The organism is Lentisphaera marina, from assembly GCF_028745505.1.
Taxonomy (GTDB): domain Bacteria; phylum Verrucomicrobiota; class Lentisphaeria; order Lentisphaerales; family Lentisphaeraceae; genus Lentisphaera; species Lentisphaera marina.
Window position 1 is genome coordinate 1,331,130 of record NZ_JAQZZL010000001.1, and the last position, 17,612, is coordinate 1,348,741.

10 protein-coding genes are annotated in these 17,612 nt (G+C 43.8%); all 10 read right to left on the reverse strand.

The annotated features are described in order from the left end of the window. Positions 1-2: 2 nt before the first annotated feature. The 10 genes from PQO01_RS05530 to PQO01_RS05575 all read right to left on the reverse strand — a co-directional run bounded on the left by PQO01_RS05530 (position 3) and on the right by PQO01_RS05575 (position 17,395). Positions 3-3,164 carry an SUMF1/EgtB/PvdO family nonheme iron enzyme gene (locus PQO01_RS05530; protein ID WP_274313037.1) on the reverse strand — a complete coding sequence of 1,054 codons (3,162 nt, stop codon included), beginning with the start codon at positions 3,162-3,164 and terminating at the stop codon, positions 3-5. A 265-nt stretch (positions 3,165-3,429) separates the two neighbouring features. Then, positions 3,430-4,224 carry a DUF1559 family PulG-like putative transporter gene (locus tag PQO01_RS05535; RefSeq protein WP_274313038.1) on the reverse strand — a complete coding sequence of 265 codons (795 nt, stop codon included), beginning with the start codon at positions 4,222-4,224 and terminating at the stop codon, positions 3,430-3,432. 143 nt (positions 4,225-4,367) lie between these two features. Then, entirely contained in the window at positions 4,368-5,219 is an 852-nt protein-coding gene (locus tag PQO01_RS05540; RefSeq protein ID WP_274313039.1) for a sugar phosphate isomerase/epimerase family protein, read from the reverse strand. Then, the gene (locus PQO01_RS05545) at positions 5,219-6,247 is read right to left on the reverse strand and encodes a hydroxyacid dehydrogenase (protein ID WP_274313040.1); all 1,029 of its coding nucleotides are present in this window, start codon (positions 6,245-6,247) and stop codon (positions 5,219-5,221) included. The genes PQO01_RS05540 and PQO01_RS05545 overlap by 1 nt, the downstream gene beginning before the upstream one ends. Before the next feature lie 4 nt (positions 6,248-6,251). Next, positions 6,252-8,033, reverse strand: a complete 1,782-nt coding sequence (locus PQO01_RS05550) for a sodium:solute symporter family transporter (RefSeq protein WP_274313041.1) — start codon at positions 8,031-8,033, stop codon at positions 6,252-6,254. Positions 8,034-8,193: 160 nt separating this feature from the next. Then, positions 8,194-9,246: a LacI family DNA-binding transcriptional regulator gene (locus tag PQO01_RS05555; protein ID WP_274313042.1), complete on the reverse strand. Its 1,053-nt coding sequence runs from the start codon at positions 9,244-9,246 to the stop codon at positions 8,194-8,196. A gap of 302 nt (positions 9,247-9,548) precedes the next feature. Further along, a complete protein-coding gene (locus tag PQO01_RS05560) occupies positions 9,549-11,489 on the reverse strand; it encodes a serine/threonine protein kinase (RefSeq protein ID WP_274313043.1) in 1,941 nt (646 codons plus the stop codon). A gap of 186 nt (positions 11,490-11,675) precedes the next feature. Continuing rightward, a complete protein-coding gene (locus PQO01_RS05565; protein ID WP_274313044.1) occupies positions 11,676-12,719 on the reverse strand; it encodes an NHL repeat-containing protein in 1,044 nt (347 codons plus the stop codon). A gap of 76 nt (positions 12,720-12,795) precedes the next feature. Next, on the reverse strand, positions 12,796-14,253 hold the full coding sequence (locus tag PQO01_RS05570) for a DUF1501 domain-containing protein (RefSeq protein ID WP_274313045.1): 1,458 nt from the start codon (positions 14,251-14,253) through the stop codon (positions 12,796-12,798). A gap of 4 nt (positions 14,254-14,257) precedes the next feature. Then, positions 14,258-17,395: a DUF1553 domain-containing protein gene (locus PQO01_RS05575; RefSeq protein ID WP_274313046.1), complete on the reverse strand. Its 3,138-nt coding sequence runs from the start codon at positions 17,393-17,395 to the stop codon at positions 14,258-14,260. Positions 17,396-17,612: the final 217 nt, after the last annotated feature.

Below are 17,612 nucleotides of genomic sequence, written 5' to 3' on the forward strand. Positions count from 1 at the left end.
TCTCACCTTTTGCATGTCGGCTCCAAACCGGCTTCGCCTTCCTGCCAGGAAAATTCCTTTGGCGTGGTTATGTCGGCAGTCCGCCTCATCTCGCCACCGTCAATTTCAAAAGCGTAACCGTCGTTGTCGGAGACGGCCAGTCCCTCGGTCTTGCCTTTGATGGTCATCTCCAGAAGCGCCTTCGCCTTGGCTTTTTGCTTGCCGATCGTCAACTCCGTCGGTTGCGTAGCGGCGACGTATTCCACTTCCGTGCCGTTCACGAAGGTCAGGTTTATTCTGGTTTGACCGTCCTTGAACTCCTTGGTGAAGCCGGTGACGCGTTGGTTAAAAGTCTCGCCTTGGGGGATGGGCACGAGAACGGTGACGACGGGCGTGTCGCCCGAAAAAGTGGCGTACAGATCCACGGCGGGGGTATAGCCGCTGACCATGCTGGGCGCGGCGTTGGCCCAACCACGCCAGGGATATTTGTCGCCGAAATACGTGTTATACCTGACTTTGCCGGGGACAGCGTGCAGGAAGGCCAGGTTGACGTTTTCGGGGTTGGCCGTCAGGACCCTTTGGGCCTGGTCGTCTACCTTCATGTGCTCTCTGCGAAATCCGGGGCGCAACGGATGTTGCTTCTTGTCCTTGTCCGCGAAAAAGCGGTTGGGGGTTAGGTCGGGCGCCGGAAAGTGCCAAAGCTGGTTCAGTTCCCGAGGTGTTTGGCCGTCTTTGCGTTTAACCCAATCGGTGACGATCCAGACGTTGACACCCCGCAGGTAGATGACCTGACGGGTGTGGGTGGCCTCGAATTGCTTATGCGGAACGTCGTTGTGTTTCTTGGCGGCGGCGAGTTGGACGGCGATCTCCTCGTCGGTGGCGCCGTATTTTTTGGCGTGCTCGCGGACTTCATCGGCGTCCATGGGTTTGGCGTTCTCGAAGGTCCGGGTCCAGTGCCCCTGGACGAAATCGAAGCTGCCCGAGGTGTGCCAGGGCTGATTGGGGATCGTGGTTTTATAGCCGGTGTTATGGTATCCGGGCAGTTGCCCGCAACCATCGATCATCAGACTGTTGGCGGTCCATGGATTGTGTTCGCCTTTGTACTCCCAGACCCACAGGCAGTCTTTTTTCTGATCGTCGGGAAGATGACCGACCTGATACGGCCCCGACTGGCGGTCAACCAGCAGGTGACGGCCGTAGGCGGCAAGCTCGATGCCGTTGTTGTCGGGATGGTTATGACCTGCTCCCGGGCGGCTGCTTTTGAAGAACAGGGTCGAACTGTCAGGCTTCCAGCCATCGCGCATCATGTAGTACCCGCTGTAGGGAAACGCAATGGAGGTGTAGGTGGGTGCGCCGAGTTTTTTCTGGTTCTCATACAGCATGGTGTCCAGGATTTGGGCGGTGAGCGGGTCATAGAAGGTGTCGCCTGGCTTGTTGGTCTCGCGCATGTCGCGGCCGTAGCTGTTGTTGCCGACCGACGGCATGGTGCCGGAAGCCATCCGCAAGCTGTTGAACAGGCGCTTGCGCCGAATACCCGCTTGGTGAAGTTGTTTAACCCAATCGGGTTTGTCATGCCCTTCGAAAATTTCGGCGATGCTTTCGTAGTTATGGAACAACCCGGCGTTGTAGTTAAACGATTGCTCCAAGTCGCCGCCGTCGGGAAGGATAAAACGGGCGATGGCGCCGTTCTTCAAGCGGTCGATTCCCAAAGCCTCCCAGGCGTCGGCTTCCCGGAGGGACGACATTAACTTGCCCAAGCGCGCCAGGCTTTTTGCCATATGAATCTGCTGATTGCCGACGAAATTGCGGGGATCCTTCAACTGCTTTGCGATGTCGTCGGTGACGGCGAAGATCACCATGTTGGCCAAGGTGCGGGAGGGGATGGTCTCATTGAGGTTGGCGCCTTCAGGTAGCTTGGCGGAGATCTGACGGATCACATCGAGCCAGCCTTCGCTGTAAAGGCAGAAACCCATACCGAAATCCCAGGTGGTGGGGGCGTGATAGCTGTTTGGCGCGGCGCGGCCGGCGTTGTCGAGATTGTCGAATTCGGTCTTGGCGTTGGCGGCGAATTTCTCCTTCTCGGCAAACCATTCGGCGATGGCCTGGGTATCCTTCGGCGCTTTGGGTGGACGGAACTTGACGCCCGGCAGCTTCCGCAGGCGTTTGACGAGAATGTCCCGAAATGTCTTAAGCGCTTCGTCCGGCTTGCCGGCACGTTGCAGCTCGATCACGGCCTTGACGGCGGGATCATTCGGGGCGAGCAACGCCACCAACTCGGCGGCGACCGCCGCCAAATCAGTGTGGTCGTACCGCGGCTTGACAGGTTCTCTTTCCTTTGGCGGCGCCAGTTCTTTCTCAGCGATTACAGTCGCCAACGGCGGACAATCGAAGGCGGACGACGCCAGGCGCAGGCCAACATCGTAAATACGGTAGGCCGGCGGCACCGGGCTACGGAAGTCGGCGGTGACGTCGTTGTCCAACGCCACCGAACCGCCGCGCTGCACGCGCCAGTCGGCCTTTTCCCAGTAACGGTTCCAAGTCCATTCCGCCACATTGCCGTGCGTGTCGTAAAGGCCGAATGGATTGGCTTTCTTCAAGCCGACCGGGTGCGGGCTGACGTCATCGCCGCGGGCGTCGGCGATGGTGTGCCATGCGTATGGATTCTCGGGATGCGGATCGGATTTCACCCCGTACCAGTACGGGGTCGTCGTCCCGGCGCGGCAGGCGTACTCCCATTCCCACTCGGTCGGCAACCGGTAGCCGTCGGCATCGGCCTTGACGCAGTCGTCGGTCAAATCCAGTTCGCCTTGACGATATACTGCATCCTTCTTTCCGGACGTGTGGTAGACCGGGTCGCGTCCGGCCAGTTCACTGGCGGCGTTGCAGAATTTGACGGCGTCGTACCAGGAGATGGTCGAAGCGGGATAGTCCGGTCCCTGGGCGTTGCCCGGGCTCAGGTCATATCCATGCTTGAGCGCCCAGGAGCGGACGGTATCGTATTCGCGGCAGGTTAGCTCCCGGTCAGCCAAGCGGAAGGCCTTGACGGTCTCGGACTGCTGTTTCTCCCGTTGCAGTGTACCCGACGGGATCTCGATCATCTTCGTTTCCGCGCCCTGAACAAGTGCTCCGGAAGCCGTCAGTACTGACAGCGCCACAAGTGTTTTAGCTTTTTTTTTGATTGTCATTAGAATGTTTTGCTCTTTGTTAGTAAATGGTTTATATTTTATTATTTGGCAACTTTTTCCAGCCCTGTTCGGCAAAACCTTTGCTACGGTCAGCGAGACCTGTGCCGATGCGGCTAAGGTGAATAGTAATGATATTGATATGGTAAAAAGTACTTTTGATCTCGACATTTTTAGAAATATGCTTTTGGGGTAAACAGTTTCTTGTCCTTCTTTGGTTTTCGTAAATTTCAACAAGGGGTGCAACTGGGCGGAAACCTGTGCATCTTCAATCACCGCTGCCCTTGGTCCACATGCCGCGGGGATTATCCATGTTGCCGGTGCCGATGGTGGCTTCGCCGCGCATCGCCCGGACGCTGCCGTCGCAAAACAGGTAGTTCCACTGCCCGCCCTTGTGTAGGCGGAAATACTTGCCATAAGCCAAACCGTTTTGACGATTCGGGCCGTCCAGATCCGCGGAAGCTCCTTGCGGTTCGCCTAATCTTCTTCGGGCTTCTTTGCCATCGGACCATTCCGTATAAGGTTTCTCGCCCATGGCAATGGTACCCGACGGTTCCTCGATCTCGGTTACTTGGCGGGATACGCCGTAGGGGCCGGCAATACCATTCGGGGAGTAACCCACGGATAATGCATTTTGCTCCCAGGAATACATCGCAGCGTAGAGACCCCGCCCGCCCCGGTTTATTAAGTAGGTGCGCCGAATCTCTATGTTGCCCCCAGGCGGGGCTTCGCGCATGTCACTGGGGCAACGCCAGATTGCCGTCGAGCCTTTGACCGGGGCTGCATGGCCCGCCATTTCAGCTTCACTCAAATTGCGACCATCGTAGGGACTGAGCAAATCATCATACGTAATCCCGTTAGAACGAGCATAAGCATAAGGGTAATAACCATTGTTGTCGCTGGTATATTGCATCATACACAAACCGAGTTGTTTCAGGTTGCCCGCACAAGCAGTACGTTTGCTGGCGTCACGGGCGTTTTTCAATGCCGGCAGCAGCAAACTGGCGAGTATCGAAATGATGGCGATGATTACCAGTAATTCTATTAGTGTAAATTTTTTCATTTAAGCAATCTCCAAAGTATTTATTTTAACGATCTTATTTATTATATTATCACTTTATTATTCCACAATATCTCTTCGTTTTAATTCATAAATACATTAACATAAAATACTTTAATTCATATGTTTATGATTTTTTAATTTGTTTAAAATTGTCGAATAAAGGGCAGGTCCTTACTTATGTTTTTAACGAGATGACTTAGAAATAAAGCATCTTCGATAAACTGCTCTGGGCAATCGCCCTTAACAAACTCTATCAAGATGGGGATTTCTTTTCCTTCATTTAATAAGCATTTTAAATATAAAGCTAGATCGGACTCTCCTTGCGATAAGGGATGACGATGATAATCATCTGGGTAAATTAATTCTCTCACAGTTCCATTAACCTTATTTTTATCTTTTGAGCCGACTGTCCAGTGGTAGATATGGACTGTGTATAAACGTGGGAGTAATTCTTTTAAACCCTGCAGGGCATATGAAGTTTTGTAGCCATGAGGTGGTTGCCACGAGAAAAAGACATTGGGGTGGACTACTAAGTTGGAGAATTTGAGTGCCGAATAATTATTATTTGTCAGAGTCCCATCATGGAATTCGAAGCAAATTGCGATGTTTTTTTCGGCAGCCATTTCAGCAATTTTGAGTGTGTCTTCAACTATAGATGCTATCTCCTCTTGTGAAGAATCTTCATAGTTTTTTGTACCTGCCCAAACTCGTATGCTTTTAGCTTCTAAAGCTTCCGCAGTCAAGAGTACTTTTGAAAAACATGTTTGATTAACATCTGTAGAACCCACTCTGTAATAGCTTCCATAAGAAACGATCTCTAAACCAGCTTCCTTACTAAGCTTTTTTACATATACGGCTTGATTGAAATCACCAGGTTTAACATGGCATTTAGCATTCCACTCGACACAGGCTAGCTCTGTTTTTTTAGCAAGAGAGATGACTTCCTCCACGCTATGTTTGGCGAGTGCTATTGAACATAATCCAGTATTAATCATTAGGCTCTCCAGGCTAAAGAAGCTGGCTCAACTGAGTAAAGTAGGGCTTCTTCACGTGACCAGCGCTGAAAATCGGCTATAACAAAATCGGCCAAACGTTTAACTTCATCATTAGCACTACCTGCTATATGACTCGTCATGTGTATATTTTCTAAGGCATAGAGTGGATTGCCAAGAGCGGGCGGTTCGGGATATTGGACATCGAGTAATGCGGTTAAATCTTTTCTTGTTTCAAAAACGTCTACCATATCGTCTTCATTTACTTGAGCACCTCTGCCTGTATTGATAAAAGTCGCTCCTTGACGCATGGAATTAAAAAGAAATTTACCTATAATTTTTTTGTTATTTTCTTTATCAGCTAAGTGATTGCTTACGACATAAGCCCTGCTAAATGCTTGCTCTAAAGTCACAAACTCATCTATACCAAGTTTTTTTGCCTCTTCAGCAGTATTATCGTGATAGTCACAACAAGCGATAATCTTGAGGTTAAAAGGCTTCAATAATTCAATTAATTTTTTACTTACAGCACCAAGCCCTATAAGGGCAATGGTTTCTCCATAAACGCCATTTCCTACGGTTATTTGACTTTGTTGCCACGGACCTTTTTCGCACTGACGACTATTTTGGTAGAAATTTTTACATGATAATAGGATTTGAGCCAAGCAAAACTCAGCTACAGGAATGGCATTGGCCTCGACAGCATTGACTATTGATATTCCTTTTTTGAAGAATTCTTTGGCAAAGTAATTAACCGAGCCTGACGCACAGAACACAGCTTTGAGCTTCGGCATCTGTTCGATTTGTTGACTCGTAAGTTTAAGCATACCCCAAGTTGTGAAGATAACTTCGATTTCAGATAAATTCTGCAATTCCTCAGCTATATTTGCTGAGTTAATTCTAATGGGATACATATCCGTTATAGCTCTTAAATGGGCTAGCCTCTTATCACCATAAACATAATCAACGATGTTTGAATCATAAAAATTGACATTATCAGCCATGATGACAGCTTTTCTTAAAGCCTTCATGCTATTAGACCTCATCTTTTGTTGATTTTAAATATTTTCTATAGAGCATAAGCCCAATTGAAAAAATGACTCCACCCACAAATAAGAAGCATAAGCGACCACTCAATTCATTGGGGATCAACATGCCTAATAAAATAAAACCACCAAAGACCAAGCACATGAAACCAAGCATTTTATATTGCATGCCATCTTGGTGTTTTACATCTTCTAAATCATGGTCAATCGGGCGCGCCATATCTTCAAAAAAGACATCGACTTGTTGAATAAATTCAGGGCTTGATTTCTTGTAAAATATTGAGGTCATAAAAAACCAACTCACACTTACCACAAAAACTATTATGGTGATGAAAATATATTGAATATCGGCTTGTTCGGCAGCATTTAGTGGCGCCGTTTCTGAAAGTATTTTTAAGGCGAGCTCATCAGAATAAAGCATTTTAGCGAAGGCTCCCGTTATAAGACCAACTAAAACAGTACTCCACGCTGACCAAGAGGGAGTCTTTTTGTACAAAATACCTAGAATAACAGGTATCATAAGTGGCATTAGGATCATGCCATTCAAGACTTGAAAAATATCAAATAAATTCATTTCGCGAAGTTTATTAAACGCGATGGCAATAAGGATAATAATCAAACCAAAAACGACGGTAAATATCCGACCAACTAATAGTTGTTGCTCGCCAGAAGAATCTTTATTAATATATTTTAGATAGACATTCCTTACGAAGTATCCAGCATTTCTATTAACGGCGGTATCCATCGATGACATGGCGGCGGCAAAGATGCCACAAATCAATAAGCCCATCATACCTTGGGGAAGTGTTTTAAACGCCATGGCTAAAAAAGCGCCCTCAGCAGGAACTTTCATATCCGGAAAAACTGCGGTCATATCTGGGTAGACCACTGCGGCACATATTGCAGGTAACTGCATAATCGATTTAAGCGGAATGATAACAATGATCACCGCCATCATGATAACCATTTTACGCACTTGCTTACCATCCTTAGCCACTAGGTACTTAAAGCCTTCACCATTGAGATCAATCGATATTAAGGTTAAGGTTAGAAGTGTCACCGCCACCCAGAGTAGTAATACCACTGGACGAGTATTTACTGTGAAGTCAAAATGACGATCAGGTAAAACATTGTGTAAGTTTGAGACACCACCTATTTCAGGTAGGTTCACACTAAAATACACAACGACTAAGACAGTTAAAAACATCAGTAAGCCTTGCACAAAATCACTTGCAGCCACGGCCCACTGCCCCCCAAACAAAGACATTACAGTCACAATTGTGGTCATTCCAATAATAGTCGTGTTTGTATCAATAGATAAGGCACTGGCGAAAAATACCGCCACGGCATTTAGACCGACTCCCCCCCAAAACAAAGACATGGGCATAACGAGGTAGACATACATTTGTTCAGACGCTAAACCAAATCTTTTATATACCGCTTCAAGAGATGTAATAACCCGCATTTGGCGAAAGCGAGGTGCTATGAACCAAAGCACGGGAACGGCTATGCCACCTGCAATCCACCAAATACCTGGGAGCAAGAATCCCGTCTGGTAAACTTTGGCGGCAGCCGCAGTAAAGCTCCATGCACTTATACTTGCCACAATAGCAGACATACCAGCTATCCACCATAACATATTACCCCCACCTCGAAAGAAATCGCTAGCATCACTATTGATGTTTTTAAATACTTGACCTATACCCATTATAAATACAAGGTATAAAGCAATCACTACCCAATCCCAGCCGGCTAATGTGAATTCTATCATAATTCTCCAGTATATTAATATTTATTATAAAGAGTATAATAATCATCACGATTAGATCAATAAACAGATTTATTTAAATATGAATACTTGTATGTAAATACATAATATTAAGTTATTTATGTAAGTACAAATAAAGAAAAATTATAATAATAAACTAGCCTTATGGAAAGTTAGCCCCATCTGAAATGACAGGAGTCAAGTACAATTGTCTAATAGGGTCTTGCGGGTTTTTCATGCGGAGAAAGAGTCTCTCAATGGCTTTGTTCGCAATCGATTCAACTTGGATATCGACAGACAAGGGCCTGGGGTGTAAATTATCCAAGATATAATCATTGTTCACTCCAATAATGCATAGTTTTTTGATATCCATTATTGGATGCGCTAACAAAATTTGGTGTAAGCCGATTGCTACAGTGTCTGAAGTTGTGAATATGGCCGTAGGTAAAACTTCTTGCTTGCTTAATTTTTCAACAGCATTGTAGATCTCGATGAAATTTGGCTTATGCCCCCTTGGAGATTCGTCTTCCACAGAAAAACCACTATCTGTGTAAGTCACTAAGCCTGCAGATCTACATCGCTTCAGGAATGACTGTTTCCTTACGCCAATTTCTTCACCTAAACATGCCACCGTTTTATGGCCGTGTTTAATAAAATAGTCCGCCGCTAAATCTCCAATCACACACTCATAAGTTACATGATCAAAGTAATCAAATTTTTCCGTGGACCCCATCACTCTAACACAGGGGAGTGACCTCAATTTTTGCAGTAATTTCAAATCACTGAGATCAAGATTAAATAAAATGGCGCCATCAAGTTTATTTGGGATACTCTCCCATGACTGGTTTTTTGGCAGGTTTTTTATGATCAAATTAAAGTCTTCTTGATTTAAAGCCTGTTCGATTCTTTGCAAGAGTCTGTGGTAGACTGGCGCATGTAATAAGTAGGGTTCCAGCTGAGTAAGAACCGCTATTTGTTTTTGTAGGTAACGCTTCGGTCTTCGTCTGGGTGCTCTATGTCCCTTTCTTTTATGAACAGGCTGTATTTCATAAGCCAATTTTTCTATGGCTTCTTTAACCTTTTTTACCGTCAGGGGTTTTACGCTACTATCGTTATTAATAACTCTTGAAACAGTTGGCTGAGATACCCCAGCAAGCACAGCAACATCTTTTAATGTTACTATATGGTTTTTCTTCTTATTTTCTTCTTTATCCATTGTATACCATCTTCACATAGCTAAGAGTCAAGACATATTATAAAAGAAGATCTATTTTTTAACAAGCCCTAAGTCATTCAAAACTGAGCTTTGACTCTGGATAATCGTACATATAGACGTATATTTTCTCGCTTCAGTATTACGGCCTCATATGCGTCATAATACTGCTTCAATGTTACCAACGGGAGCGTTAGTTCCATTCTTACACTAAATGATGAAAAAATGAAAATTAATTTTTCTGAAGGCTATTTTTTGAAATAGTTCATATTCTTTAAAGAAGAACTTCTTCATGGCGTAACTTCTTAGTAAAAGATGACTTTGATTGACTTTGGTAGATCTTTTAATAAGTCTTTGTCAGTCGTTTTCTCCGGTAGATAAACACGTTCAAGTGTTTTACAGGTTTTTAGATAAGGAATTTGACGATTGGGTTCGTGTTCAGGTAGAGTGATTGTCTTTAAAGGCAAACCTCTTATAGAAGCAATGTTACGAGGTAGCTCTGCGTGACGAAGGTCGAGTTCAGTGATATTAGTTCTGTAAAGACCATTGATCTCTACTATTTTACTGGAATCCATTTTTATTAAATGACCTTCGAAAGAAACTTCTTTTAGATTATGATTTTGAAGTTTAAGAACTTCAAGAGCATACAGACGTCTTTGATCGAGTGTCAAGAAATGCAGTTTAGGACTAAAAGTGAATTCATTTATCATGTTGTGAAGTCTATATTTATCGAATGTTCTGACGATCCAGATGATTTCTTCAAAGCTTAGGTCTTTACGACCTTTGAACTTATTGAGGCAGTCCTGACTTGCTAAAATATGTCTATCTTTATCTCCCATTCCTCCCTGTTGGTATGATTGAATAGATGCTTCAAACTCAAATAGGCTAGCCTGTAAGTAGCCTAAATCGCGATGAGCTATTTGGAGGCTTTGATCAAGCTCGACTGCAACTTTTGCTAAATCGATTCCTTTCTGGACTTCATAATTTTCAACGGCATTTCGAGTTAATGAAATGAGCTGTGGCATAGATTCGCTGGCGATAAGCCTCTTTAATTCGTTAGTTCTTTGCCATTTTGTTAAATTGTCCTTTGCTTCTAACTCGGCATCACGAGCTTGTTTAGCCGCAATTTTAGCTTCTGATTCACTTTTTTTAATTGAGATTAGAAAAATACTTGTCGCAGAAATGAGTAAGATACCACTAATGATCATTACGAATGACAGAAGTTTATTGCGCTTTACTAATAACTTGACCTGAATTAGAAAACTCGATTTCTCCACACTTGTAACAAAGCCTCTTAGGTAAGAAAGGAGGTCAGACTTAAGTTGAGCTACGCTTGTGTAGCGTTCATTGGGATTAAGTTCCATAGCTTTGCACGATATGGCTTCAAGAACTGCAGGGATTTCTCTTTTTGGACTGACTTGAGATGGACTTGGAAAATCTCCTTTTACTGTTTGAGCGAGGACTTCTTTAACAGAGCCCTTACCAGGTCTTTCTAGGCTAAGTATTGTGTAGAGTATGGCTCCTAGGGAATAGATATCTGACTGGAAGCTACTTTCAGAAATGGAACCGCGAGCTTGTTCAGGTGACATGTAGCCCGGGGTTCCTCTAATCACACCATCCTGAGTTACAAAGCTTTCACTTATAATGAGTTCTTCAGTGTGATTGTCTTGTTGATTTATATCTCTAGCTAAGCCCCAGTCACACACCATGACTTCCCCGAAATGACTGATTTGGATATTTTCAGGTTTGAGATCTAAATGAATAATGCCTTGTGAATGTGCATAAGAAACGGCATCGCAGATTTTTACAAATATGTCCAAGAGCTCACTTAAACTTAAATCAGATTGGTTTATCTTGATCTCTTCAATGAGTTCCTGGAAACTAATACCTTCCACGAGTTTCATAGTGAAGTAAACCTCATCATTTTCGTCTATGCCAAGATCGTGTAAAGGTACAATATTGGGATGCTCAAGTCTTGCACAAATTCGCGCTTCTCGCAAAAAACGTTCACTTGTCTCACGTCCAGTATCACCTTTCAGGGTGGCTTTAGCAACTAAACGACCAGTGAGTTTATCTTTGACCAAAGAGACCGTTTTCATAGCACCTTGACCTAGTTCAGTCTGATGTGCATAACGATCAGTCGTTATTTTTAATTGTTGATAGAGCTCACCAGAACTTTGCTCATTACAGACTGCATCGTCAAAAATGTTTTCTAAATTGCGTTTCACCTGAAATTTATCAGACATAGCTGGCTATCCAATTCAAAGTTTTCGTATACTCCACTTGTGGAAGTTAATTATAATCGCCTATTGCTTTGATAACAAAGTTTATACTAGCTATTATAATTCAATTCTAAACAGGTCTTTACTCTTTATAAGCACAAAAAAGCCTTGGCAAAACCAAGGCTTTTTTATTACAGAATTTTTACTAATTTATTTCTGAAGAATAAATTTTCTTAAGCGACCAGTAGAATTCCAATCTTGAACATAAAGATTGAGGTCTTTGTCTAGTGCACAGCCATGTGGAGCGGTGAAAATAGATGGTTTCCAATCTTTTGGTTTTACGCCATAATTATGGTGTTGCTTTTTGTCGGGGTTATCACCTAGAATTGAGATAACTTTAAAGTCTTTATCAAGAATGACGCAGCGACCAGAGAGTTCAGCGACGGCCACGTAGTCCCCCATGATTGAAACAGCGCAAGGACGACGGAGATCAGTGGTGGGTGTGTCGACATATTCACCTTCGAGAGTCATACGCTGAAGTTTGCGATTTTCGCGATCAACAACAATAATGAGTGGTTTTTCTCCGCGTGTATCAATAGTGAGGCCGTGGTTAGTGACAAATTTGCCACCTTCTTTTCTTCCAACACCACCAAAACTTTTGATATATTTGCGATCAGCAGAATAAACGTTAATTAGGTTTGTTGCATAACCATCTGCAACGTAAATACGGCCATCGGGCGCGACATCAACTGCAGTGGGTTTGTAACGTACTTTTTCACCTTGGTAGGCTTTATGAGCAGGAGGTCCTTGGATAGTCCAAATGATATTGCCTTCAAGATCAATTTTACAGACTTTTTGATGATTGTTAAAAGCTGCATATATAAACTCTTGCCCATTTTCTTCTTTTAATGAAAGATTATGGCTCATCATTGTGGGCTTACCAAAAGTTTTAATAACATGACCATCGCCACAGAATTTTATGATACCATCACCAGTTTGAGTACTAACGTAAATATTTCCAGCTTTGTCAATAGCAACACCACCATGAGTGGCTCCAAGAGCAGGTTTACCTTTGGGAGTTTCGCCCCAATTAAGGTCGACCTTATAAGTGAATTTACCTTGTCCCGTGACGTAATCAGCATCGACAAAAGGAGCCTTCTGTAGTGCTTCGGGATTAATTAAGTGACTGTGTCCTTCATGAGCAAAGGAAGTGAAAGCTGCCGTAAGCAGACCTAAAGCTAGGAGTTTTTTCATAATGAACCCTTTTTAATTTATTCAATGATTGAAATTATATAGGCTGTAAATCTTTTTAAAAGTTGATTTTGAGAGTTTAGACTAAAATTTCGTCCACAACACGGGCACCTTCGACACCAGTAAGTTTAAAGTCTAAGCCTTGGAATTTGTAGGTGAAGCGGTTGTGATCAATGCCCAATTGATTGAGGATGGTGGCATTTAAATCATTGATATGAATGCCGCCGTCAACAATGTTATAGCCAAATTCACAGGTGTTACCGTGAACAATACCGGGTTTAATTCCTCCTCCTGCTGCCCACATAGTGAAGCAGCGTGGGTGGTGATCGCGGCCATAATTTTCTCTTGTCAGTTTTCCTTGCGAGTAATTTGTACGCCCAAATTCTCCACCCCAGACAACGAGGGTATCTTCAAGTAAGCCACGTTGTTTGAGGTCTTGAATGAGGCCGTAGCAAGCTTGGTCAATATCCATACACTGTTTCGGTAAGTCTCCAGCAATATTAAAATGTTGATCCCAACCACGGTGGAAGATTTGTACCATGCGCACATCGCGTTCAACCATCCGTCTAGCTAGTAGGCATGAAGCTGCAAAAGTTCCTTTCTTTTCTACTTCTGGCCCGTACATTTCCAGCGTGCTTTTCTTTTCTTTACTTATGTCAGTTAACTCTGGAACAGAAGTCTGCATTCTAAAGGCCATTTCGTATTGTGAAATTCGAGCATTGATTTCCGGATCATTGACATCTTTAAAATGTTTTTTATTCATCGATGCTAAGCTATTGAGCATGCGTCGACGAGTTGCAGGGTTAACGCCTTTGGGGTCTGATAAGTAGAGTACGGGGTCTCCTTGAGAACGGAAACTGATGCCTTGGTGTTCCGAGGGTAAGAAGCCTGAACCCCAGAGTCTTTGATAAAGTGCTTGCGCATCTTTACGACCTGTCCAAGAAGGTGTCATGGCAACATAACTAGGAAGGTTGTCATTCATACTACCTAGACCATAGGATAACCAAGAACCCATTGAAGGTCGTCCAGGAATTTGATTGCCCGTCTGAAGGTAAGTGATCGCAGGGTCGTGATTGATCTGTTCAGTATGCATACCCCGCATAATACAGAGGTCGTCAACCATTTTTGCAGTGTGGGGGAGTAGCTCACTCACCCAAGCACCAGATTTGCCGTATTGCTGGAATTTAAATTTTGAAGGAGCCAAAGGGAAGCGTGATTGGTTGGCAGTCATGCCTGTGAGACGTTGACCATCGCGAACTGACTCTGGGAGGTCTTGATCAAACATTTTCTCTAGAGTTGGCTTGTAATCAAGCATATCTAGATGTGAAGGAGCACCGGCCATGCAGAGCCAAATGACGCGTTTGGCTTTTGGAGCAAAATGTGGGAGCCCCATCGAGTTTTGAGCAATGTTACTGGGGGCAGCATGGCTGTCTTTGGCGTTCAAATCCATTAGACTAAAAGCGCCTAGACCGAGAGCTGAATTGCTGAGGAACTGACGGCGATTTTGGAGCTTGTTGAACTGATTAGCTAAATTCATGGTTTTACTCCTTTGTTATGGCTTCGTCTAGGTTATAAAGTTGGCTGCAGAGCATGGTCCAAGCAGCCAGTTCATCGATTTCTATATCTTCTGGGACTTTAGAATCGCCATGCTGGATAAGTTCTTTCGCTTCTTTCTCGTTAGCTTTGAAATGCTGTTTATGTTCTGTTAGAACTTGAGACATGATGGAGATCTCATCGGAGTTTGGGAAGCGCGAAGTTACTTTTCGGAAAGTAGTTTTTAATTTATTTGAATCATCACCAGTGCTTTTTAGAGCTTTGTAAGCAAGGTGTCGAGATGCTTCTAGATATTGCACATCATTCATGAGTTGAAGGGCTTGTAGTGGCGTATTAGTACGCTCGCGACTTACAGTACAATTTTCCCTGTTAGGAGCATCGAAATTGCTCATCATAGGTGCGGGAGCGGTGCGCTTTAAGAAGGTGTAGAGGCTGCGTCGGTAAAGATCTTCTCCTGAGTCTTGCTTAAAATGACGAGTATTACTGCCAGAATACGCGACGGCATTCCATATCCCTTCGGGTTGATAGGGCTTAACTGATTTACCGCCGATTTTCTCCACGAGAAGACCAGATGATTTTAAGGCATTATCACGGATCATCTCTGAGTCGAGACGGAAACGAGGACCACGTGAGATGAGACGGTTATAGGGGTCGGCTTTTAGTTTTTTGTCATTTACGTAGCTAGATTGACGATAGCTCGCGGACATAAGCATATACTTCATTAAAGCTTTCATATCCCAAGCATCGTGCATGAATTTATATGATAGGTGATCAAGTAGTTTGGGGTGTGAGGGGAACTCGCTCTGAGAACCAAAATCACCTGCGGTTTTCGTTAAACCAGTACCAAAAACTTGCTGCCATAAGCGATTGACCGTGACTCGAGAAGTTAGGGGGTGCTCAGGCAAAAAGAGCCACTTTGCAAAAGTAAGGCGATTGGCAGGGCCATCGGGAAGTTTTGGGAGAAAAGCCGGCACTCCAGGTTCAACCTTTTCCTTGCGAAGATCGTATTGACCACGATCGAGGACATAAGCGCCGCGCGGAGTAGGTCGTTCTTGCATGATCATCGTTGTTGGGACACTTTTCAAGAATTGTGTCCGTTTGTTTTCTGCTGCACGAAGATTTTTGTCCGCAATCAATGCTTTCTGATCAACGTGTTCACGATAATAAGTGTACAGCTCATTAATTCGCTTATCTTCCTGAGCTTTGTCTTTTTTAGCTTCGAGTAAATGTTTGATCGGATATTCACCATAAACACTAGTGACCTGTATAGGATTGAGTTCTTGATTGTAGAAGCGTAAGTCACTGATCTTACCTTTGATGCCCGGCTGAGTTTCACGACCACCTATGAAGAGAGGCTTTTTGTTTTTAATAGTTTTGTTCAAATTATTATTGCTCGGCCGGCCCATCGCTTGCGAGCGACCATTGAGGTAAATTTTGATGCCATTGGCTTTTCCGCTCCCATCAGACGTTACGAAAACATGATTCCAGCGATTAGCTTTTAAAACATTCTTTTTCGTTCCAACCTTTAAAGCATTACCCGGCCATTCGTTAATTGCATGGATGGTGATGTTTGACCCGACAAGCCATAGATCCCAGCCGCGTAGGTATTGAGCATTGTCCATCGTTGAGATAGCGGATCCACTGAATTCATTTCCATAAATCCATAAACCAAAAGAAAAGGGTTTATTAAACTCGAATTCAGGATTAGTCGAGCTTTCAAAAACCGTGGTTTTGTCAAGCACAAGAGCTTTTTTCTGCTTATCTATAATAAAGTTTGGATTTCCTTTCACAGGGAAAGTTTCTTTGGTAAATTCAATATTCTTGCTTGCCGCGGGCGCGGGTGCAGGTTTAAGATTTTTTGCATTTTTCGACCAAGCCAAAAACTTGCTATCCTGTTTGTTGTGAGGGGCGACTTTTTTGAGTGTTGTAATTTTATTTAAAAGCTCTTGGTCCTTTTTCTGTTGAGAATCATTCATAACGTGAATAATGGGGGGTGTATCTTTGCGATTACCATCCATAGCACTTTCTGTGATATTGTTGAAAAAGGCGGTCATTTCATAAAATTCTTTTTGCGAAAGGGGATCAAATTTGTGGTCGTGACATGCGGCACAGCCCGTTGTAAGACCAAGCCAAACGGCTGAAGTCGTCGAGGTTCTATCGACCGCGTAACGAACGTAATATTCTTCAGCGATGGAGCCACCTTCACTAGTGGTTACGTTACAGCGGTTGAATCCAGACGCAATTTTTTGATTGAGTGTGACATCAGGTAGAAGGTCCCCAGCGAGCTGTTCAATAGAGAATTGATCAAAGGGCATGTTTTGGTTAAAGGCATTGATGACCCAATCGCGGTAAGGCCACATTTCACGGTAGTTATCTAAGTGAAGGCCATGAGTGTCGCCATAGCGAGCAGCATCTAACCAAAAGCGTCCCATATGCTCGCCATAAGCTTTTTTCGCAAGGAATTTATCGACTTGCTTTTCGTAGGCATCAGTTGAATCATCCTTTAAAAAGGCATCGAGTTCTTCTAGACTTGGAGGTAAACCAGTCGTATCAAAACTGAGGCGACGCAAGAGCTTTTCTTTTGGAGCTTGAGGATTGGGTTTTAGCTTCTTTTTTTCGAGTTTACTCAGGACGAAATTATCAATGGGGTTAATGATCCACTCTTCATTATCGACTTCTGGTGCTTTGGGGTCCTTAATTTGGGTGAAGGACCAATGCTCTTGATATTCGGCACCTTGCTCAATCCATTTGTTGAGGAGGTCTTTCTCGTATTGGCTAAGAGTCTTGTGGGATTCGGGAGGGGGCATGATCTCATCTTCGTCATTAGTGTTAATGCGTTCGATGAGAGATGATTGATCTGGGTGATTGGGGACAATAGCAAATTTTTCACGACGTTTACTAAGGTTCTTTGTTGCAGCTTCAAAGCTATTGAGAAGTAAACCTGCTTCGGCAGTTTCTGGATCATTACCGTGGCAATGAAAACATTTATCTGAAAGGATGGGGCGAATGTGAGCATTAAACTCTACGACATCGGGTAGGGTTTTGTCCTTGTTCGATTCTAATAGGGCACAGCTACTAGCCAAAATGACTGCTGCGATGAAGCTAATGGACTTAATGTTTTTCATATAGATATCGATCCTTTGAAATTGGTTTACAAACTTTTTATCTTTTATCGTCTAATAAAGGTGTGATCTGCCTAGTTAAATTTATTTTAATGTATTAAACCTAGGCTTTACCTAAGTGATACGTCAATGATTGAAATTATGTTACACATAAACCATAAAATTGATATTTGTCTAGTTAAGATTCATTGATTGAATTATATGGTGCTGTTTTTTATGT